Annotated in this window: 17 protein-coding genes and 1 tRNA gene; 11 read left to right on the forward strand and 7 right to left on the reverse strand. The window is 66.7% G+C overall.

Going from position 1 to position 19,123, the window contains the following annotated elements; translation table 11 throughout:
- The first annotated feature begins 1 nt into the window (after position 1).
- The 3 genes from CYR75_RS09370 to CYR75_RS09380 are packed head-to-tail and all read left to right on the forward strand — an operon-like array spanning position 2 to position 2,549.
- Complete coding sequence (locus CYR75_RS09370) at positions 2–808, forward strand: TatD family hydrolase (RefSeq protein ID WP_101499803.1); 807 nt, start codon at positions 2–4, stop codon at positions 806–808.
- Positions 805–1,611 carry an MBL fold metallo-hydrolase gene (locus tag CYR75_RS09375; RefSeq protein WP_101499804.1) on the forward strand — a complete coding sequence of 269 codons (807 nt, stop codon included), beginning with the start codon at positions 805–807 and terminating at the stop codon, positions 1,609–1,611. Before CYR75_RS09370 ends, CYR75_RS09375 begins: the two co-directional genes overlap by 4 nt.
- Positions 1,608–2,549, forward strand: a complete 942-nt coding sequence (locus CYR75_RS09380; RefSeq protein ID WP_101499805.1) for an AEC family transporter — start codon at positions 1,608–1,610, stop codon at positions 2,547–2,549. The genes CYR75_RS09375 and CYR75_RS09380 overlap by 4 nt, the downstream gene beginning before the upstream one ends.
- On the opposite strand, the gene CYR75_RS09385 is transcribed toward CYR75_RS09380, so the two are convergent.
- The 4 genes from CYR75_RS09385 to CYR75_RS09400 all read right to left on the reverse strand — a co-directional run bounded on the left by CYR75_RS09385 (position 2,546) and on the right by CYR75_RS09400 (position 7,167).
- On the reverse strand, positions 2,546–3,517 hold the full coding sequence (locus tag CYR75_RS09385) for an ABC transporter permease (RefSeq protein ID WP_101499806.1): 972 nt from the start codon (positions 3,515–3,517) through the stop codon (positions 2,546–2,548). The genes CYR75_RS09380 and CYR75_RS09385 overlap by 4 nt on opposite strands.
- A 4-nt stretch (positions 3,518–3,521) precedes the next feature.
- Positions 3,522–4,856, reverse strand: coding sequence for an ABC transporter permease (locus CYR75_RS09390; RefSeq protein WP_101499807.1), 1,335 nt, complete (start codon positions 4,854–4,856; stop codon positions 3,522–3,524).
- A gap of 55 nt (positions 4,857–4,911) precedes the next feature.
- A complete protein-coding gene (locus CYR75_RS09395) occupies positions 4,912–5,985 on the reverse strand; it encodes an ABC transporter substrate-binding protein (RefSeq protein ID WP_101499808.1) in 1,074 nt (357 codons plus the stop codon).
- A 63-nt stretch (positions 5,986–6,048) separates the two neighbouring features.
- On the reverse strand, positions 6,049–7,167 hold the full coding sequence (locus CYR75_RS09400; protein WP_101499809.1) for an ABC transporter ATP-binding protein: 1,119 nt from the start codon (positions 7,165–7,167) through the stop codon (positions 6,049–6,051).
- A gap of 183 nt (positions 7,168–7,350) precedes the next feature.
- Between CYR75_RS09400 and CYR75_RS09405 the strand changes: the two genes are divergently transcribed.
- The 6 genes from CYR75_RS09405 (at position 7,351) to CYR75_RS09430 (ending at position 11,829) form a co-directional block, all read left to right on the forward strand.
- Positions 7,351–7,437 (forward strand) — tRNA-Leu (locus CYR75_RS09405).
- A gap of 119 nt (positions 7,438–7,556) precedes the next feature.
- On the forward strand, positions 7,557–7,967 hold the full coding sequence (locus CYR75_RS09410) for a hypothetical protein (RefSeq protein WP_101499810.1): 411 nt from the start codon (positions 7,557–7,559) through the stop codon (positions 7,965–7,967).
- A 45-nt stretch (positions 7,968–8,012) separates the two neighbouring features.
- Complete coding sequence (gene lipB / locus CYR75_RS09415) at positions 8,013–8,684, forward strand: lipoyl(octanoyl) transferase LipB (protein ID WP_404825348.1); 672 nt, start codon at positions 8,013–8,015, stop codon at positions 8,682–8,684.
- Between the two features lie 175 nt (positions 8,685–8,859).
- Complete coding sequence (locus tag CYR75_RS09420) at positions 8,860–9,333, forward strand: c-type cytochrome (RefSeq protein ID WP_101499811.1); 474 nt, start codon at positions 8,860–8,862, stop codon at positions 9,331–9,333.
- A 260-nt stretch (positions 9,334–9,593) separates the two neighbouring features.
- Positions 9,594–11,267: a cytochrome c oxidase subunit I gene (gene ctaD / locus CYR75_RS09425; RefSeq protein WP_101499812.1), complete on the forward strand. Its 1,674-nt coding sequence runs from the start codon at positions 9,594–9,596 to the stop codon at positions 11,265–11,267.
- Between the two features lie 73 nt (positions 11,268–11,340).
- The gene (locus CYR75_RS09430; RefSeq protein ID WP_101499813.1) at positions 11,341–11,829 is read left to right on the forward strand and encodes a DUF2244 domain-containing protein; all 489 of its coding nucleotides are present in this window, start codon (positions 11,341–11,343) and stop codon (positions 11,827–11,829) included.
- Between the two features lie 9 nt (positions 11,830–11,838).
- On the opposite strand, the gene CYR75_RS09435 is transcribed toward CYR75_RS09430, so the two are convergent.
- Together CYR75_RS09435 and CYR75_RS09440 are read right to left on the reverse strand one after the other, a co-directional pair.
- Positions 11,839–12,027, reverse strand: coding sequence for a DUF3008 family protein (locus CYR75_RS09435; RefSeq protein WP_101499814.1), 189 nt, complete (start codon positions 12,025–12,027; stop codon positions 11,839–11,841).
- Between the two features lie 80 nt (positions 12,028–12,107).
- Positions 12,108–12,569, reverse strand: a complete 462-nt coding sequence (locus CYR75_RS09440) for a GatB/YqeY domain-containing protein (RefSeq protein WP_101499815.1) — start codon at positions 12,567–12,569, stop codon at positions 12,108–12,110.
- Positions 12,570–12,699: 130 nt separating this feature from the next.
- Here CYR75_RS09440 and carA point away from each other — a divergent pair, with 130 nt between their 5' ends.
- Positions 12,700–13,863 carry a glutamine-hydrolyzing carbamoyl-phosphate synthase small subunit gene (gene carA, locus CYR75_RS09445; RefSeq protein WP_101499816.1) on the forward strand — a complete coding sequence of 388 codons (1,164 nt, stop codon included), beginning with the start codon at positions 12,700–12,702 and terminating at the stop codon, positions 13,861–13,863.
- 53 nt (positions 13,864–13,916) lie between these two features.
- Positions 13,917–16,070 (forward strand): glycosyltransferase, encoded by a 2,154-nt coding sequence (locus CYR75_RS09450; RefSeq protein ID WP_101499817.1) that lies wholly within the window; start codon positions 13,917–13,919, stop codon positions 16,068–16,070.
- A gap of 61 nt (positions 16,071–16,131) precedes the next feature.
- Here the strand turns inward: CYR75_RS09450 and CYR75_RS09455 are convergent, their stop codons facing one another.
- Positions 16,132–18,948, reverse strand: coding sequence for a [protein-PII] uridylyltransferase family protein (locus CYR75_RS09455; RefSeq protein WP_101499818.1), 2,817 nt, complete (start codon positions 18,946–18,948; stop codon positions 16,132–16,134).
- Between the last annotated feature and the right edge of the window lie 175 nt (positions 18,949–19,123).

Below are 19,123 nucleotides of genomic sequence, written 5' to 3' on the forward strand. Positions count from 1 at the left end.
GATGCCCCTGCCCCTTGCCGGCCCGGCGGTCCCTGTCGTGGACAGCCACTGCCATCTCGACTTCCCCGACTTCGACGGAGAGCGTGACGACCTGATCGCCCGCGCGCGCGCCGCCGGCGTCGGCCGCATGGTCACCATCTGCACCAAGCTTGCCGAGGAACCCCAGGTCCGCGCCATTGCCGAGGCGCATGACGGCGTCTTCTACGCCGCCGGGGTCCATCCGATGAGCGTGGCCGACCAGCCCGCGGTGACGGTGGCGGACCTCGTGGCCCTCGCCGCGCATCCGAAATTCGTCGGCATCGGCGAGACCGGGCTGGACTACCACTACACCGCCGACAGCGCCGAGGCGCAGCGCCGTTCGCTGCGGGTGCATATCGGGGCCGCGCGGCAGACCGACCTGCCGCTGATCATCCACGCTCGCGATGCCGATGACGACATGGCCCGCATCCTGACCGAGGAGCACCGCGCCGCCCCCTATCGCTGCGTGATGCACTGCTTTTCCTCGGGCGCGGGGCTGGCGCAGGCGGCGCTGGATCTGGGCTTTTACCTGTCGATGTCCGGGATCGCGACCTTCCCGCGCTCGACCGAGCTGCGCGAGATCTTCGCCGCCGCCCCCGTCGACCGCATCCTGGTCGAGACCGACGCCCCCTATCTGGCCCCGCCGCCCCATCGCGGTCGGCGCAACGAGCCCGCCTTTGTCACCCGCACCGCCGCCACCGGGGCCGAGCTGTTCGGGATGAGCTATGCCGATTTCGCGGCCCAGACCTCGGCCAATTTCGACCGGCTGTTCAGCAAGGCGGCTGCATGATCCGTGTCACCATCCTGGGCTGCGGATCGTCGGGCGGCGTGCCCCGCATCGGCGGCATCTGGGGGGCCTGCGATCCCGACGATCCGCGCAATCGCCGCCGCCGCTGCGCTATCCTGATCGACCGCATCGGCGCGGGCGGCGCGATGACGCGGGTGCTGGTCGATACCGGCCCCGATCTGGTGGCGCAGATGCTGGATACAGGCGTCAGCACGCTGGATGCGGTGATCTGGACCCACGCCCATGCCGACCATGTCCACGGCATCGATGATCTGCGCCAGATCGCCTATAACGCCCGGGCACGGATTCCCGGCTATGCCGACGCGCCGACCACGGCGGAACTGCGCGGGCGCTTCGACTATATCTTCCGCACGCCCCCCGGCTCTGGCTATCCGCCGATCTGCGACCTGCACCCGTTCGAGGGGCCGCTGGTCATCACGGGCGCGGGCGGGCCAATCTGCATCACGCCCTTTACCGTGCCGCATGGCGAGATCGTGGCCTTGGGTCTGTCCATCGCGACGGCCGGCGGCGGCATCGTCTATCTGCCCGACGTCCAGACCATCCCCGACGCCGCCTGGTCCATCATCGGCCGGCCCGAGGTGTTCATCTGCGACGCCCTGCGCCACACGCCGCATCCCAGCCACGCGCATCTGGCGCTGGCGGTGGAATGGATCAACCGCTCTCGCGCGCATCGCGGCATCCTGACCAACATGCATGTCGATCTGGACTATGCCCAGACCGACGCAGAAACGCCCGACCACATCACCCCCGCTTATGACGGGCTGACGCTGACGGCACGCGCTTGACCGGCCTGTTCAACGTCGTCCTGCCGGTCTTTCTGGTTCTGGGCTTCGGCTATGTGGTCAGTTGGCGCGGCCTCTTCGGCGAATCGGCGGTGGATGGGGTCATGCGGTTCGCGCAGAACTTCGCCGTGCCGGTGCTGCTGTTCCAGTCCATCGCCCGGCTGGATCTGTCGGCCGAGTTCAACCTGCCGATGCTGGCGGCCTTTTATGCCGGCGCCTTCGCCAGCTTTGGCGTCGGCGTCTGGGGCGCGCGCAAGCTGGGCCGCGCGCCGCAGGACGCGGTGGCGATCGGCTTTGTCTGCCTGTTCTCGAACTCGCTGCTGCTGGGCGTCCCGATCACCGAGCGCGCCTATGGGGCCGAGGCGCTGTCGGGGAACTGGGCGATCATCTCGATCCACTCGCCCATGCTCTATACCTTCGGGATCACGGTGATGGAGTTCGTGCGCGCGCGCGGCCAGAACCTGTCCGTGGGCCGGGTCGCGGGCCGCGCCCTGACCGGGGTGCTGCGGACGCCGCTGGTCCTCGGTATCCTGTCGGGGCTGGTGGTGAACCTGGGGATGCAGGCCGGTCTGGTCCTGCCCGGCGGGTTCTGGGACGCGGTGGCGATGATGGCCAAGGCCGCGCTGCCGGCGGCGCTGTTTGCGCTTGGCGGCATCCTCTATCGCTACAAGCCCGAAGGCGACAGCCGGGCGATCCTGCTCTGCTGTCTGGCCTCGCTGGTGCTGCATCCGGCGATTGCCTATGGCCTTGGCCGCGGCTTCGGGCTGGATGACAGCGCGCTGCGCTCGGCGGTGATGACGGCGGCGATGGCGCCGGGTGTCAACGCCTATCTGTTCGCCTCGATCTATGGCGTCGCCAAGCGGGTCGCGGCCTCGGCGGTGCTGGTGGCGACGGCAGCCTCGATCCTGACGATCTCGGTCTGGTTGCAGATCCTGCCCTAGCCGGGGCTCAGCCCGCGTATCCGCTCGGACCGGCGGCGCAGCAGCTCGACCGTGGTCAAGAGCGCCACCGAAAAGATCACCAGCAGCGTCGCCACGGCAAGGATCGCCGGGCTGATCTGTTCGCGGATGCCGTTCCACATCTGACGCGGGATGGTCTGCTGATCCGGCCCGGCGATGAACAGCACCGCCACCACCTCGTCGAACGAGGTGACAAAGGCGAAAAGCGCGCCCGAGATCACGCCGGGCAGGATCAGCGGCATCGTCACCCGAAAGAACGTCACCCGCGGATTGGCGCCAAGGCTGGCCGCCGCCCGGTTCAGCGACTGGTCAAAGCCGACCAGCGTCGCCGTCACGGTGATGATGACGAAGGGAATCCCCAGCGTCGCATGGGCCATGATGACGCCCAGATAGGTGTTGGCCAGACAGCCCGAACTGGACAGGAACGGCCCCAGCAGCTTGTGCGCCCACGACCCCTGCGGCACGCAGGCCGAGGAATAGAAAAAGAACAGCCCCGTCGCGGTGATGATCAGCGGCACGATCATGGGCGAGATCAGCGTCGCCATGATCAGCCGGCGGAACGGCATCTCTGGCCGGGCCAGCCCCAGGGCGGCCAGCGTCCCCAGCACCGTCGCCAGCACCGTGGACAGCACCCCGATCAGGACCGAGTTCTTGGCCGCGTTCACCCATTTCGCGTTCGACCACATGTCGGAAAACCACGCCATGTCGCGCGGCGCATCCGGCGCCAGCATCCCGAAGGTCATCAGATTGTCATACCAGCGCAGCGAATAGCCCTGCGCGTCGAAGGACAGCATCTCTCGGGTAAAGGTGAAGTAAGGCTCGGCGTTGAAGCTGAGCGGGATGATCACCAGGATCGGCGCGATCAGGAACAGGAAGATCAGCGTGCACAGCGTCAGATAGACGTAATGCCAGATCCGTTCCATCGGCGAGGCGTATGTCTGAAGCGCCATGTCCCTACCCCAGCTTGAGATTGTCAATGCCGACCAGCCGGTCATAGACCCAGTACAGGATCAGCACGCCCGCCAGCAGGATCGCCGCCAGCGCCGCGGCCATCGACCAGTTGAGCGTCCGGGTCATATGCTCGGCGATCATGTTGGAAATCAGCTGCCCCGAGGCACCCCCGACCAGCGCGGGCGTGATATAGTAGCCCACGGCGAGGATGAAGACGAGCAGCGCCCCCGCCCCCAACCCCGGCAGCGTCTGCGGGAAATAGATGCGACGGAACGCCGTCCAGCTTGTCGCGCCAAGGCTGCGGGCGGCGCGAACATAGGCCGGGTTGATCGTCCGCATCACCGAATACAGCGGCAGGATCATGAAGGGCAGCAGGATATGGGTCATGGCGATGATCGTGCCGGTCTGGTTGTACATCATCTTCAGCCGCCCATCGGCGCTGATGATCCCCAGCCAGATCAGCATGTCGTTGACCACGCCCTGTTGCTGCAGCAGCACCATCCAGCTTGTCGTTCGCACCAGCAGCGACGTCCAGAACGGCAGCAGCACCAGGATCATCAGCAGGTTCGACCGCCGCAGCGGCAGGGTGGCCAGCAGATGCGCCACCGGAAAGCCCAGCAGGAAGGTGGTGAAGGTCACCAGCGCCGACAGCCACAGCGTCCGCATGAACAGCATGATATAGACGCGGTGGTTCTCATTGACCTGCGTGATGCGGCCCTGATCGTCGCGCGTCCGGTCCAGCGAGGCCAGATAGAAGCTGTCGGTATAGGCGGTGGACGAGGTCCGCATCGCCGTCCACAGCGCCGGATCGCCCCAACCCTTGTCCAGCGCCAGCAGCGCCTCGCGATAGGGCGGCTCCAGCCCGTTCCTGACCTTGCGCCCGGTCGAGGTGAACAGCGAGCGCGTGCCCGACATCTCGTAATTGATCCGCGTGCCGACGATGCCGATGGTGCGTTCCTCGGCCGCCAGCCGCAGATCCTCGGCCAGCGCGGCAAAGGCGGCCTCGTCCGGGGCGGTGCCCGGCTCGGTCTGGGCGAACCAGGCGCCGATCTGCGGCATGTTGGCCGAAAACCCGTCATTATGGACCGAGCGGTGCAGCATCTGCCCGATCGGGATGACGAAAGTGATGACGATGAACGCGAGCAGCGGCAGGACCAGCAGAAAGGCGCGGCGCCGCGACCGGCGCGACGCCCGCGCCAGCGCCCGCTTCAGCGGCTTGCCGTCGGCGGTGGTCAGCCCGGCGGCGCGCGCGGCCTGCGCGTCACGCGCCGGGGCTTCGGGCGGCAGGCCGCCCGCCTCGGTCACGACGGCGGCATGGGGATCAAGGGGTGAGGCCATTTGGTCGGTTCCGTGTCGGCCCGGCTGCGCCCAAGACGCGGCCGGGCCAGTGGTGTCAGCCGGCGAGCCAGGCGTTGAAACGCTCGTTCAGTTCCGAATCGTGATCGACCCAGAAATCGAGGTCAGAGCCGAGCGCGTTGGTCATGTTCGCCTCGGTCGTGGGCAGATGCGGGCCCATCGGCTGGTCGCTGCCCTCGATATTGCCGACGATGGCGGCAGCGGATTTGCGCGGCGGGCCATAGCTGATGAACTCGGCCGCGCGGGCCTGGTTCTTGGGCGCGGTCGAGAAGGCGATGAACTTGATCGCCTCTTCCATATGCGGCGCGCCGCGCGGGATCACCCAGCCCTCCATCTCGTAGATCTGACCGTCCCAGACGATCTTGAAGGGCTTGTTGTCCTTCATCGCCGCATCGAAGATCCGGCCGTTGAAGGCATAGGCCATGGTGACCTCGCCATCGGCCAGCAGTTGCGGCGGCTGCGCGCCGGCTTCCCACCAGACGACATCGCCCTTGATGCTGTCGAGCTTGTCGAACGCCCGGTCGACGCCTTCCGGCGTGGCCAGCGTGTCATAGACCTCGGACGCAGGCACGCCGTCGGCCATCAGCGCGAATTCGAGGTTGAACTTGGCGCCCTTGCGCATGGTGCGCTTGCCGGGGAATTTCTCGAGATCGAAGAAATCGGCCGGGCCGGTCGGCTTGGCGTCGGCGAATTTCGAATCGTCATAGACCTGGACCATCGAATAGACGTCGGTGGCGACAAAGCAGTCGGTCACGCCGCCCTCGATATAGTCGTCGGCAGCCGCGGTGCCGTCATCGGCGGCGGTCAGCGCCTCGGCGTCCAGCGTTTCCAGCAGGCCCTCGTCACACAGGCGGACCGCATCGGCATATTCGACCGAGGCGACATCGGCGGTGACGTTGCCGGCCTCGACCATCGCCTTGATCGGCGTGGCCGGGTTGTCGGCATCGGCGATGTTGACCGGGATGCCGGTTTCGGCGGTGAAGGGCTTGGCATAGGCCTCGGCATGGGACCGGCCATAGGCGCCGCCCCAGCTGAGAAGGTTCACCTCTTGCGCCTGCACGGTCAGCCCCATGCTGCACAGCGCCGAAGTCAGGATCAGGGTCTTTTTCATCGAAATCTCCTGTTGCGGTGGATCGGCGCATTGGCCGTTATCATTGGGCCCTATGGCCAGTCGTCAGGCCGGTTCGCTGGGAACCGGATCAAGCGCGCGGGCATCCTGTGGATGCCAGCCGACGCGGATCTGATCGCCGGGGTTCAGCCGTGTCTGACCCAGGGTGTTGCGGTATTTCATCACGAAATCTTCCTGCCCCGCGACCCGCAGCCGGGCGCGCAGGATGTCGCCCATATAGATGACGTCGCGGACCACGGCGGGCAGCGTATGGGCATCGGGCGGCATCAGTTCGGGCTTGAATTCGATGCGTTCGGGGCGGATCGAGACGGTGGTCGGCTGCCCGACCTCGCGCAGGTTGACGGCGGTCGCGTCGATCATCCGCCCATCGGCCAGCCGCACCAGCGCACGGTCGCCGTCGAGGCTGTCGATGATGCCGTCCATGGCGTTGTTCTCGCCGATGAAGCCGGCGACAAAGCTGTTTTCCGGCCGCTCATACAGATCGGCGGGGGCGGCAAGCTGCTGGATGCGGCCGTCATTGAAGACTGCGATCCGGTCGGACATGGTCAGTGCCTCGCCCTGGTCATGGGTCACATAGACCACCGTCACCCCAAGTCTTTCATGCAGCGCCTTGATTTCGAACTGCATATGCTCGCGCAGCTGCTTGTCCAACGCGCCAAGCGGTTCGTCCATCAGCACCAGTTCGGGGTCGAAGACCAGCGCCCGCGCCAGCGCGATCCGCTGCTGCTGCCCGCCCGAAAGCTGCGCCGGACGGCGGCTGCCAAAGGCGCCCATCTGGACCATGTCCAGCGCCTTGCGGACCCGCTCCTCGCGCTCGCTGCGGGACATGCCGCGCACCTCCAGCGGGAAGGCGAGGTTTTCGGCCACCGTCATATGCGGGAACAGCGCGTAGTTCTGGAACACCATGCCGATGCCGCGCTTGTGCGGCGGCACGTCGTTGATGTTGCGCCCGTCCAGCAGGATCTGGCCATGCGTGGCGGTTTCGAACCCCGCCAGCATCATCAGGCACGTGGTCTTGCCCGAACCGGACGGCCCCAGCATGGTCAGGAACTCGCTCCTGCCGATGGAGAGGTTCAGGTCTTTCACGACGAGGCTCTGCCCGTCATAGCTTTTCTGCACGTGATCGAAGACGACGAAACCGCCGTCATGGGTCTTGGACGTCAAGCGGGCCCCCTGTCGTGGCATGTTCGTTTCTTGTCTTCCGCTGAGGGCAGGTTAGGCGCGGCTTGGGCAGGATTGCAACAGCCGCGTGCATCGGCGTCCGCTTTCGCGTTTTCTGCGGCTTATCGCGCAGAATCCCTCTTTTCATCCCGCGCCGAAGCCGTTATCTGCACGCCTTGTCGCGATGCGGTCGTGGCGGAATTGGTAGACGCGCAGCGTTGAGGTCGCTGTTCCTTAACCGGAGTGGAAGTTCGAGTCTTCTCGACCGCACCAGACGACACCCCTGCCGGGTCGGACTGATCCGCCAAGGCGGGACCACAATCACAGATTGCACTGGACGTCGCGTAACACGTTTGGGTAGTGTCAACCGACACAACCCGAACGGAACGCCCATGCGCCACCCCTTGATCGCCCCGGTCCTTGCCTGCGCCCTGCTGGCCGGCTGCGTCGCCAATGACACCCCGGTTACCACCCGCCCCGCCCCCTTTGTCGACCGCGACCGCGCCCTGATCCAAAGCGCGATCATCGACGACATGAAGGACCCCGGCGCGGCGCAGCTGCGCAAGCTGGTCGCCTATGACCTTAGCGAGGGGCAAGGCCGGGTGCTGTGCGGCGAAGTCAATGGCAAGAACTCCTTCGGCGCCTATGGGGGGTTTCAGCCCTTTTTCCTGCGAATCAAGGATGGCCGTGCGGTGACCAGCTATGTCGGCGCGGCAGCGTCGGACGATGTGTGGGGCCGGCTTGCCACCAAGGGCTGCACGGCGGCGGCCAGCGGTCAGATGATGGTCGCGGGCGCCAAATAGCGGCGCAGGCTTTTCTTTTCCCGCGCCTGGGCTTACCTGAGCGGCATGAATAGCGCCCTTGCCTCAACCCTGCCCGACTGGGTGATCGAGCCCGGTCTGACGCCGTATCCGCAGGCCCTCGCCACGATGGAGCAGCATGTGGCAGAGATGCTGGCCGGCCGCGCCTGCGAGCGGATCTGGCTGGTCGAGCACCCGCCGCTTTACACCGCCGGCACCTCGGCGCGGGCGGCGGATCTGCTGGATGCGCGGTTTCCGGTCCATGTCGCGGGACGCGGCGGGCAATACACCTATCACGGGCCGGGGCAGCGCGTTGTCTATCTGATGCTGGACCTGAACCGGCGCGGGCGCGATGTCCGCGCCTTTGTCCAGACCCTGGAAGCCTGGGTGATCGAGACGCTTGCCGCCTTCGGCGTGCGCGGCGAGATCCGCGAGGGCCGCGTCGGCGTCTGGGTCGCCCGGCCTGAAAAGCCGCCCCTTCCCGACGGCGCGATTCGCGAGGACAAGATCGCAGCCATCGGCATCAAGCTGCGTCGCTGGATCAGCTTTCACGGGCTGGCCATCAATGTCGAACCCGATCTGTCCCATTATGGCGGCATCGTGCCTTGCGGGATCAGCGGCCACGGCGTCACCAGCCTGGTCGATCTGGGGCTGCCGGTGACCATGCCCGATCTGGACAACGCGCTAAAGGCGAGCTTTCCGAAGGTCTTCGGCGATTGACCGCTGCGACGTCAAAGCACGAGAAACTGATCCGGAACTTATTGCCAAAGCATCCGTTTTCCATCAGCCTGAGCCCCGTCGCGGACATGATTTGACAGATGTCATGACCGTCTCGGATGGTCATTGCTAGTGCGAATTGCGATGTCGCTTTGCGACGACATGAAAGGAAGACACGATGAAAACCAGCCTGATCGCCACGTTGACCGTGCTGAGCCTGGCCGTGCCCGCGGTCGCGCAGGACGCCGCCAAAGGCGAAAAAGAATTCAACAAATGCAAAGCCTGCCACATGATTCAGGATGCCGACGGCACCGACATCATCAAGGGCGGCAAGACCGGGCCGAACCTGTACGGGATCGTCGGGCGGCACTTCGCGGCGGTCGAGGATTACAAATACGGTGACGGCATCCTGAAGCTGGCCGAGGCCTATCCCGACGCGGTCTGGGACGTCCACTCGCTGAAGGCCTATGTCACCGACCCGACCGGCTATCTGGACGAGTATTCGGGTGACCCGAAGGCCAAGTCGAAGATGACCTTCAAGCTGACCAAGAACCAGGACGATCTGGTGGCCTACCTGCTGTCCGTCTCGCCCGACGCCCCGCCTCAGCCCGAGGAAAGCGACGGCGAGCCGATGGCGCCGCCGGCCGAGTAAGCCTCGGACGCGCAGCGGTCGGGGGCGAGAGATTCGCGCCCGACACCCTGCCATCGCCGGACTGCGACATGTTGTCGCAACACCCTGCCTCACCCTCTGCGGTTTCTGCCGCAGGGGGTTTGTTTTTTGCGGGGGAAACCGTGCCACGCCGCCAACTTTCCCCCCTGAGGCGCATTGCCGCATCCCGACAACGGCGCTAATGTAAGGGCCATCTGCCGGCGCTGCCGGCTGCCTCAGGATCAACCCAGGGAGATCGCGCAATGGCCGATGCAGCCGTTCACGAATCCGGCGGACATCATGACAAGCGGGGGTTCTTCACCCGCTGGTTCATGTCCACCAACCACAAGGATATCGGTATCCTTTACCTTTTCACGGCCGGCTTCGTCGGCCTGATTTCGGTCTGCTTCACCGTCTATATGCGGATGGAGCTGCAATATCCGGGCGTGCAGTACATGTGCCTTGAAGGCGCGCGGCTGTTCCCCAGCGCCGAGGAATGCACCCCGAACGGGCATCTGTGGAACGTGATGATCACCTATCACGGCGTGCTGATGATGTTCTTCGTCGTGATTCCCGCGCTGTTCGGCGGCTTCGGCAACTATTTCATGCCGCTGCATCTGGGTGCGCCGGACATGGCCTTTCCGCGTCTGAACAACCTGTCCTATTGGATGTATGTCTGCGGCGTGGCGCTTGGCATCTCGTCGCTGCTGTCACCGGGCGGAAGCGACCAGCTCGGCTCTGGCGTCGGCTGGGTGCTCTATCCGCCGCTGTCCACGACCGAGGCCGGCTATTCGATGGATCTGGCGATCTTCGCCGTCCACGTCTCGGGCGCCTCGTCGATCCTGGGCGCGATCAACATCATCACCACCTTCCTGAACATGCGCGCGCCCGGCATGACGCTGTTCAAGGTGCCGCTGTTCGCTTGGTCGGTCTTCATCACCGCCTGGATGATCCTGCTGTCGCTGCCCGTGCTGGCCGGCGCGATCACCATGCTGCTGATGGACCGCAATTTCGGCACCAACTTCTTCAACCCCGCAGGCGGTGGCGACCCGATCCTGTATCAGCACATCCTGTGGTTCTTCGGTCACCCCGAGGTCTACATCATCATCCTGCCCGGCTTCGGCATCATCAGCCATGTCATTGCGACCTTCGCGCGCAAGCCGATCTTCGGCTATCTGCCGATGGTTCTGGCCATGGTGGCGATCGGGCTTCTGGGCTTTGTCGTCTGGGCGCACCACATGTACACTGTCGGCATGTCGCTGACCCAGCAGTCCTATTTCATGCTGGCGACCATGACCATCGCGGTGCCCACCGGCATCAAGGTGTTCAGTTGGATCGCGACGATGTGGGGCGGCTCGATCGAGTTCAAGGCGCCGATGCTTTGGGCCTTCGGCTTTCTGTTCCTGTTCACCGTCGGCGGCGTGACCGGCGTGGTGATCGCGCAGGCACCGCTGGACCGGGTGTATCATGACACCTACTATATCGTGGCGCATTTCCACTATGTGATGTCGCTGGGTGCGGTCTTTGCGATCTTTGCCGGGGTCTATTTCTGGATCGGCAAGATGTCGGGACGCCAGTACCCGGAACTGCCGGCCAAGATCCACTTCTGGATGATGTTCATCGGGTCGAACCTGATCTTCTTCCCGCAGCACTTCCTGGGCCGTCAGGGCATGCCGCGCCGTTACATCGACTATCCCGAGGCGTTCGCCTTCTGGAACAATGTCTCGTCGATCGGCGCCTACCTGTCCTTTGCCTCGTTCCTGCTGTTCATCGGCATCGTGTTCTACACGCTCTTCGCAGGCAAGCGCGTGACCCAGAACAACTACTGGAACGAATACGCCGACACGCTGGAATGGACCCTGCCCTCGCCGCCGCCCGAACATACCTTCGAGCAGCTTCCCAAGCGCGAGGATTGGGACCGCTCGCACGCCCACTAGGTGACATGCACTGAACCACGGCCCCGGAGCGATCCGGGGCCGTTTTCGTCCGGACATAGGGGAACGCAGCGACGTGCCTTATCAATGGCTGGATCAGGACGGGACAAGACTGCTGCACGCGCGGCCCCATCGCTCGCTGCCGCGCACCGGCTTTGTCTGGTTCATCGGGATCACGGCGGGGCTGCTCAGCCTGCCGCTGATCGCGCTGCTGGGAAGCGTGCTGATGTGGGCGCTGCTGCCCTTCATGCTGGCCGCCATCGCGGCGGTCTGGTGGGCCATTGAGCGCAGCTATCGCAGCGGCACCAGCTTCGAGGTGCTGCGCCTGACGCGCGACCGGATCGGCCTGACCCGGCACGATCCGGGCCAGCCCGACCGTCACTGGCAGGCCAACCCCTATTGGATCAGGGCCGAGATCCGCCCCGGCCCGGTCGAACGCTATCTTGTCCTGACCGGCGACCACAAGACCGGCCGCGAGATCGAACTCGGCGCCTTCCTGACCCCGGAAGAGCGCAGCGCGCTGCAGACCGAGTTGAACCGGGAACTGGCGCGGCTGCGCGACTAGAGCGCCCGGTCATTCGTCCTCGACATGCTCGGGCAGCCCGTCCAGATCCGTCGAGGCGAAATCTTCCAGCTCATCCTCGGACATGCTGTCATACATGTCCTTGGACGCGCCTTGCAGGTCGCTGACCTTTGTCTCGCCGCGTTTTGCGGACAGGGCCGCACCGGCGGCACGTTGCTGGGCCTTGGATTTTGCGGGCATGGCTTCCTCCGTTCATCAAAAAACAGAAACGCCCCGCGCGGCGGGGCGTTCCGATGGACGATGCGGCGGCAGCCTTGGCGTTACAGCAGGCGTTGCTTGACCGACTGCCCCACCGCGCCGAAATCCATCTGACCGGAATAGCGGGTCTTCAGTTCCGCCATGACCCGGCCCATATCGCGGACCGAGCTTGCGCCCAGCTCGGCGATGACGGCGTCGATGGCGGCCTCGCTTTCTTCGGTCGTCATCGGGCGGGGCAGAAACTCGCCCAACACCTCGATCTCGGCCAGTTCCTTCTCGGCCAGTTCCAGCCGCCCGCCCTCTTCATAGGCCTTGGCGGATTCCTGACGCTGCTTGACCATCCGCGCCAGGATCGCCAGCAGGTCGGCATCCGACAGCCCGGCAACCTCGCCCTCGCCGCTGCGCGCGGCGATCTCGCGGTCCTTGATCGCGGCCGAAATCAGGCGCAGCGTGGACAGCCGCGCGGCGTCGCGGGCGCGCATCGCGTCCTTGGTGGCGGTCTGGATTTTGGTCTTCAGATCCATGTCGGTTTCCAATCTCTGGCAGGCCGCCTCATCTATGCCGCGAAAGCCGCGCGATCAAGTCCGCGCTTGCTTGACCAGCGGGCGGCGCTTCACTAGGTTCGCTACGATTATCAGATCAGGAGCCACCGCCATGACCGCGCCTGCCGCGAAACCGACCGCCTGCCTAGCCCTAGCGGACGGCACGATCTTCATGGGGCACGGCTTTGGCGCCACGGGCGAGGTCGTGGCCGAACTGGTCTTCAACACCGCGATGACCGGCTATCAGGAGATCATGACCGATCCCTCCTATGCCAGCCAGATCGTCACCTTCACCTTCCCCCATATCGGCAATACCGGCGTGACCGAGCAGGATGACGAATCCGCCGATCCGGTCGCCAGTGGCATCGTGGTCAAATGGGACCCGACCGAGCCGTCGAACTGGCGCTCGACCGCGCGGCTGCAGGAATGGATGCAGCGCCGGGGCCGGCTGGGCATGGGCGGCGTCGACACGCGGCGCCTGACCCGCGCGATTCGCCAGCAGGGCAGCCCGCATGTGGTGCTGGCGCATGACCCCGCGGGCGAGTTCGACATCCCGGCGCTGATCGCGCGGGCCAGGGCGTGGAAGGGGCTGGTCGGCCTCGATCTGGCGCGCGAGGTCTCGACCCGGCAAAGCTATCGTTGGCAGCAGGGCATGTGGGAATGGCCGGGCGAATTCGCGCCGCTGACCGAGCCGAACCCCTTCAAGGTGGTCGCCATCGACTATGGCGCCAAGCGCAACATCCTGCGTTCGCTGGTTGCAATCGGCGCCGATGTGACCGTGCTGCCCGCCACCGCCACGACCGAGGATATCCTGGCGCATAACCCCGAGGGCGTGTTCCTGTCCAACGGCCCCGGCGATCCCGAGGCCACCGGCGAATATGCCGTGCCGATGATCCGCGACCTTCTGGACCGCGACATGCCGATCTTTGGCGTCTGTCTGGGACATCAGATGCTGGCGCTGGCCCTAGGTGCCCGGACCGTCAAGATGAGCCACGGCCATCACGGCGCCAACCATCCTGTCCGCGAAACCAAGACCGGCAAGGTCGAGATTACCTCGATGAATCACGGCTTTGCGGTCGATTCCCAGACCCTGCCCGAGGGCGTGGCCGAGACCCATGTCAGCCTGTTCGACGGCTCGAATTGCGGGCTCGCGGTGACGGGGCGGCCGGTGTTCTCGGTCCAGTATCACCCCGAGGCCAGCCCCGGCCCGCAGGATTCGAACTATCTCTTCGCGCGCTTCGCCAGCGCCATGCGCGAGCGGCGGGACGGGGTTTAACCTAACCTTAACTCCTGCCGTGTCAGTCATTGCGAAACCAACAGGGATTCGCCATGACTGCCCAGCCCGCTGCCGCAAACGCGCCGGTTCCGATCCGTCCGGGCATCCGCATCCAGGCCCCGCCTGCGGATCTCTCTGACCGCGACCTTCGCCCGCTGGGCCAGATCCTGCTCGAGGATGGGGCCGTCAGTCCCGGCGACCTGCTGAAGGCCACGGTGATGCGGCGGCGCCAGAATGTGCGTCTGGGGCAGATCCTGCTGGCCAATGGCTGGGTGACCGAGGCCGCGCTGACCCACGCGCTGACCCGGCAATGGCGCAGCTCTGCCGTCGATCCCGTCGCCATGCCCGCCGATTCGCGGCTGGTGGACGAGCTGGGGGCCGGGTTCTGCCTGAAACACGCGATCCTGCCCTGGCGGCGCGTCGGCGGCGTCAGTTTCATCGCCACCTCGCGGCCCGAGGACTTTGCCCGGACGACCGCCCTTCTGCCCGCCGGTTTCGGGCCGGTGCGGATGCTGCTGACCAGCGAAAGCGCGATCCATCAGGCGATCATCTCGATGCGGATGACCTCGCTGACGCGGCAGGCCGAAAGCAGCGTCCCGGCCGAGGAAAGCTGTCGAACGCAGCGCGCCGGGCTGATGACGCGGCTGGCGCTGGGGCTGGTAGCGCTGCTGGTGGTGGGGCTGTGGCTTGCCCCGGCGCTGGTGCTGGCGGTGCTGGCCGGATGGGCGGTGCTGACGCTGCTGGCCGGGACGGGGCTGAAGCTGATGGCCTTCGCGGCGGTTCTGCGGGGGCGGACCGAGGCGGCGGCAGACACCGCGCTGATCTCGGCCGGGCTGAAAGCCGCCCCGCCGATGGACGCGGCGCTGCCGGTGATCTCGGTCATGGTGCCGCTGTTCCACGAAAGCGATGTCGCGGGCAAGCTGGTCGGCCGGCTGGCCCGGCTGGACTACCCGCGCGAGCTGACCGACATTCTGCTGGTGGTCGAGGCCACCGACCCGATCACCCGCGGCGCGCTGCATGGCGTGACCCTGCCGCACTGGATCCGCGTCGTCGTGGTCCCGCCCGGCCCGGTCCAGACCAAGCCGCGGGCGCTGAACTACGCGCTGAACTTCTGCCGCGGCGATATCGTCGGGGTCTGGGATGCCGAGGACCGGCCCGACCCCGATCAGCTGCACAAGGTCGCGCGCCGCTTTGCCGTGGCCCCGCCGCAGGTGGTCTGCCTGCAGGGGCAGCTCGATTATTTCAACCCGCGCACCAACTGGCTGGCGCGCTGCTTCACCATCGAATACGCCTCGTGGTTCCGCGCCAACCTGCCCGGCATCGCGCGGCTGGGTCTGGTCGTGCCCCTAGGCGGGACGACGCTGTTCTTCCGCCGCAACGTGCTCGAGGAACTGGGCGGCTGGGACGCCTGGAACGTCACCGAAGACGCCGATCTGGGCGTGCGCCTGACCCGGCGCGGCTGGCAGACCGAGCTGATCGAGACGACCACCGATGAAGAGGCCAACTGCCGCGCCCTGCCCTGGGTCAAGCAGCGCTCGCGCTGGCTCAAGGGCTATGCGATGACCTGGGGCGTCCATATGCGCAACCCGCTGGCCCTGTGGCGCGAGCTGGGCGCCAAGCGGTTCCTGGCCTTCCAGATCCAGTTTCTGGGCACGATGTCGCAATATCTGCTGGCCCCGGTGCTGTGGAGCTTTTGGCTGCTGGCTCTCGGCCTGCCGCATCCGCTGCGCGAGCCGCTGTCATCGCTGGGCGGCGGTGCGGCGCTGACGGCGGTCTTCACGCTGTTCGTGGCGTCAGAGCTGATCTCGATGGCGGTCAGCCTGTGGGCGGTGCGCGGGCCGAAACATCGCCACCTGATGATCTGGGTGCCGCTGATGCATTTCTATTTCCCGCTTGGGTGCCTTGCCGGGTGGAAGGCGATCTACGAGGTCGTCACCAACCCCTTCTACTGGGACAAGACCGTGCATGGCGTCTTCGACGAAAGCGAAGAGGCTGACGCCGCGCCCGCGCCGCTGCCGCAGGGCCTGAGCCAGGTCCCGGTCTTGGGCCAGATCGGCGGCGCCGAGATGGCGCGGTCCGTCCCCGTTCAGCCCGGCGCTGCGGTTCTGGTCGTGGCAGAGCCTGCACGCCCGGTTGACCCGGCGCAGCCTGAGATGTTGGACGGCGCCGGATGGGAAGCCGAACCCGCCAACCGCGCCACGGCGTGACCGAAGCGGCCGCAGGCGGAGCCGTCCTGCCGCTGCGGCCCGTCGCCGAGGACGCGCAGGTTCACTCGCGCTCTTGCGCGCCGTCCTGCGCCGGGCCGAGCGCGCCCTCGATCACCTCTCGCGCGTTCCGCGACACCTGCGCCAGCCGCTCGGCCATCTCCTCGAGATCGTCGCAGCCCGTCTCGCGCAGCAGGAACTCCTGCCCGCCGCGCCCCAGCCGGCTCATGTCCAGCGCCTGTTCGCTGATCAACCGCCCCGCCGCATGCAGCCGCCACAGAAAGCGCTGCGCCGAGGCCAGATCCTCGCCCTCGATCCGGCCAATCAGACCGTGACGCGCCCCCGCCCGCAACTGCGCCAGCGCCGTCCGCGCCGGATCGCCGCTGCGAAGCGCGAGGGATTGGGCGAACAGCTCGACATCCTGCAGCCGGCCGGGCCCGATCTTGGCTTCCCATGCGCCATCGGGCGGCTTGGCGGCGAAGATGCGCTGTCGCATGTCGGCAAGGTCCGCCAGCACCCGGTCGTCATGCCCGCGCTCGCGCAGGATTTCGAGGCGAAGCGTCTCGATCTCGGTCGAGAGCGCCGCGGCCTCGGCCCCGCAGGCGGCGACGGGACGGGCGCGGGTCAGGGCCAGATGCTCCCATGTCCAGGCCTCGCCCAGTTGATAGTTCCGGAAGGACTGCAGCGAGGTCGCGACCGGCCCCTGCCGCCCCGAGGGCCGCAGCCGCATATCGACCTCGAACAGCCGACCCGAGGCGGTCTGCGCCGACAGCGCGGTGATCAGCGCCTGCGTCAGGCGGGCATACCAGGCCCGCGGCGCCAGCGGCTTCGGGCCCTGCGATTCGTCGACCCCTTCGGCGTCATAGATGATCAGCAGATCGAGGTCGGAAGCCGCGTTCAACTGCCGCACCCCAAGCGACCCCATCCCCAGCACGACGGCGCCACGCCCCGGCGGCGGGCCGTGGCGCACGGCCACCTGATCGGCGGCGAGCGGCAACAGCGCGATGATCGAGGCGGTCGCGATATCGGCGTATTCCTGCCCGATCTGCGCCGCATCGGCGAGACCGCGCAGGTGGTGGACACCGATGCGGAACTGCCATTCATGCGCCCAGCGCCGCGCCTCGTCCAGCGCGCGCTCATAGCCGCCGTCGCGGGCCTTCATCTGCTGGTCCAGGCGATGGGCCAGGTCGTCCTGCAGCGCCTGCGGCCCCGGCCAGGGCGCGAAGAAGGACCCGCCCAGCACGCCGTCCAGAACCTCGGGGTGGCGGCCCAGATAGGCGGCGAGGCCCGGGGCGGTGGCGCAGATATCGACCAGCAGATCGACGAGGACCGGGTTGGCCTCGAACAGCGAGAAGATCTGCACCCCGGCCGGCAGGCCCTGCAGAAACAGGTCGAAGCGGCGCAGCGCGTCCTCGGCATATTCGGCGCGCGACATCCGCGACAACAGGTCCGGCTTGATGCGGCGGAAGATCTGCTGGGCGCGCGTGCTGCGCAGCGCCGCATAGCTGTCCCAGCGGTCGATGATTTCCTGCGAGCGCTCGGAAATCTCGGGCAGGGGCGCAGCATCGCCGGGGCTGAAAAAGGCGTCGGTCAGCGTCTCGACCCGCTTCAGCCGTGCCAGCAGGCGGTCGGACCAGGTGGTGAGGTCGGGCTCGCCCATCATGCAGGCGATGTTCTGCAGCCCGGCCTCATCGCGCGGCAGATCATGGGTCTGGGCGTCGTTCACCATCTGCACCCGATGTTCGATCTCGCGGTGCTGGCGATAGTGGTCCGACAGTTCGGCCGCGATGTCGGCGGGCACCCAGCCCTGCTGGCTCAGCGCCGCAAGCGCCGGGACCGTCCCGCGCAGCCGCAGCGAGCGGTCGCGACCGCCGGCGATCAGCTGGCGGGTCTGGGTGAAGAACTCGATCTCGCGGATGCCGCCCTGCCCCAGCTTCATGTTGTGGCCGGGCAGGGTCAGCGAACCGCCCAGCGCGTTGTGATCACGAATCCGCAGGCGCATGTCATGGGCGTCCTGAATCGCCGCGAAATCCAGATGCCGCCGCCAGACGAAGGGCCGCAGATCGTCCAGAAAGCGCTGTCCCGCCGCCAGATCGCCGGCGCAGGGCCGCGCCTTGATATAGGCCGCACGCTCCCATGTGCGGCCCTCGGCCTCGTAATAGGACAGCGCGGCGCTGGCCGACAGGCAGACCGGCGTCACCGCCGCGTCGGGGCGCAGCCGCAGATCGGTGCGGAAGACATAGCCGTGCTGGGTGTTGTCCGACAGCGTCGCGGCCATGCGGCGGGTGGCGCGGATCAGCGAGGCGCGGGCCTGCTGGCGGTCACCCACCGCATAGGCTTGGTCGTCGAACAGCACGATCAGGTCGATGTCGGAGCTGTAATTCAACTCTGCCGCGCCCATCTTGCCCATCGCCATGACAAACAGCCCGCCGGCGTCGGCATCGGTGTCGGGCAGCTTGCCGCGCGCCACCTCGACCGCCAGATGGGCGCGGATGGCCAGATCCGTCGCCCGGTCGGCGAACGCGGTCAGCGCGCCGGTCACCTGCTCGAGGCGCCACGCCCCGCCAAGATCGGCCAGCCCCGCCAGCAGCGCGATCCGCCCTTTGGCCTGACGCAGCGCGACGCCCAGACTGGCCGGGTCGCAGTCCTCCAGCCCCTCGGTCTCGCGCGCGACCACGCGGTCATCGGCAGCCGCCACGGCCTGGGCCAGCCAATCAGCTTCGCGCTGCATCAGCGACCACAGATAGGGGCTGCACCCGGCTGCCCCCGACAGCAGATCGACAAGGCGCGGATCGAGGCCCGCGAAACGCGCAGCGGCCTCGGCCGCGCGCGATGTGTCGCAGGCGATAGGCAGGCGGGTGATGGCGGAGGCAAGCTGCATGTCGCTTGGTGTGCGCCATGCCGCCGGGCAGGTCAATCTGACGCAAACGGGCCGATATCTTTGCTTGGCCTTGGCGCCGTCTGTTGCTACCGTTCCGCATCAGAAGCGTCGGTTTCGGATTGACATGACGGCAGGCACTCGCGCCACGACAAGCGTGCCAGGGGCGCGGGGTGAC

Source organism: Paracoccus jeotgali (genome assembly GCF_002865605.1).
GTDB classification, from domain to species: domain Bacteria; phylum Pseudomonadota; class Alphaproteobacteria; order Rhodobacterales; family Rhodobacteraceae; genus Paracoccus; species Paracoccus jeotgali.

Excerpts from the sequence above, each read along its gene's own strand:
- carA (WP_101499816.1), top strand. The coding sequence starts at position 12,700 with ATGACCGCGCCTGCCGCGAAACCGACCGCCTGCCTAGCCCTAGCGGAC.
- CYR75_RS09390 (WP_101499807.1), bottom strand. The coding sequence starts at position 4,856 with ATGGCCTCACCCCTTGATCCCCATGCCGCCGTCGTGACCGAGGCGGGC.
- CYR75_RS09395 (WP_101499808.1), bottom strand. The coding sequence starts at position 5,985 with ATGAAAAAGACCCTGATCCTGACTTCGGCGCTGTGCAGCATGGGGCTG.
- CYR75_RS09440 (WP_101499815.1), bottom strand. The coding sequence starts at position 12,569 with ATGGATCTGAAGACCAAAATCCAGACCGCCACCAAGGACGCGATGCGC.
- CYR75_RS09450 (WP_101499817.1), top strand. The coding sequence starts at position 13,917 with ATGACTGCCCAGCCCGCTGCCGCAAACGCGCCGGTTCCGATCCGTCCG.
- CYR75_RS09435 (WP_101499814.1), bottom strand. The coding sequence starts at position 12,027 with ATGCCCGCAAAATCCAAGGCCCAGCAACGTGCCGCCGGTGCGGCCCTG.
- CYR75_RS09370 (WP_101499803.1), top strand. The coding sequence starts at position 2 with ATGCCCCTGCCCCTTGCCGGCCCGGCGGTCCCTGTCGTGGACAGCCAC.
- CYR75_RS09455 (WP_101499818.1), bottom strand. The coding sequence starts at position 18,948 with ATGCAGCTTGCCTCCGCCATCACCCGCCTGCCTATCGCCTGCGACACA.
- CYR75_RS09420 (WP_101499811.1), top strand. The coding sequence starts at position 8,860 with ATGAAAACCAGCCTGATCGCCACGTTGACCGTGCTGAGCCTGGCCGTG.
- ctaD (WP_101499812.1), top strand. The coding sequence starts at position 9,594 with ATGGCCGATGCAGCCGTTCACGAATCCGGCGGACATCATGACAAGCGG.
- CYR75_RS09385 (WP_101499806.1), bottom strand. The coding sequence starts at position 3,517 with ATGGCGCTTCAGACATACGCCTCGCCGATGGAACGGATCTGGCATTAC.
- CYR75_RS09375 (WP_101499804.1), top strand. The coding sequence starts at position 805 with ATGATCCGTGTCACCATCCTGGGCTGCGGATCGTCGGGCGGCGTGCCC.
- CYR75_RS09410 (WP_101499810.1), top strand. The coding sequence starts at position 7,557 with ATGCGCCACCCCTTGATCGCCCCGGTCCTTGCCTGCGCCCTGCTGGCC.
- lipB (WP_404825348.1), top strand. The coding sequence starts at position 8,013 with ATGAATAGCGCCCTTGCCTCAACCCTGCCCGACTGGGTGATCGAGCCC.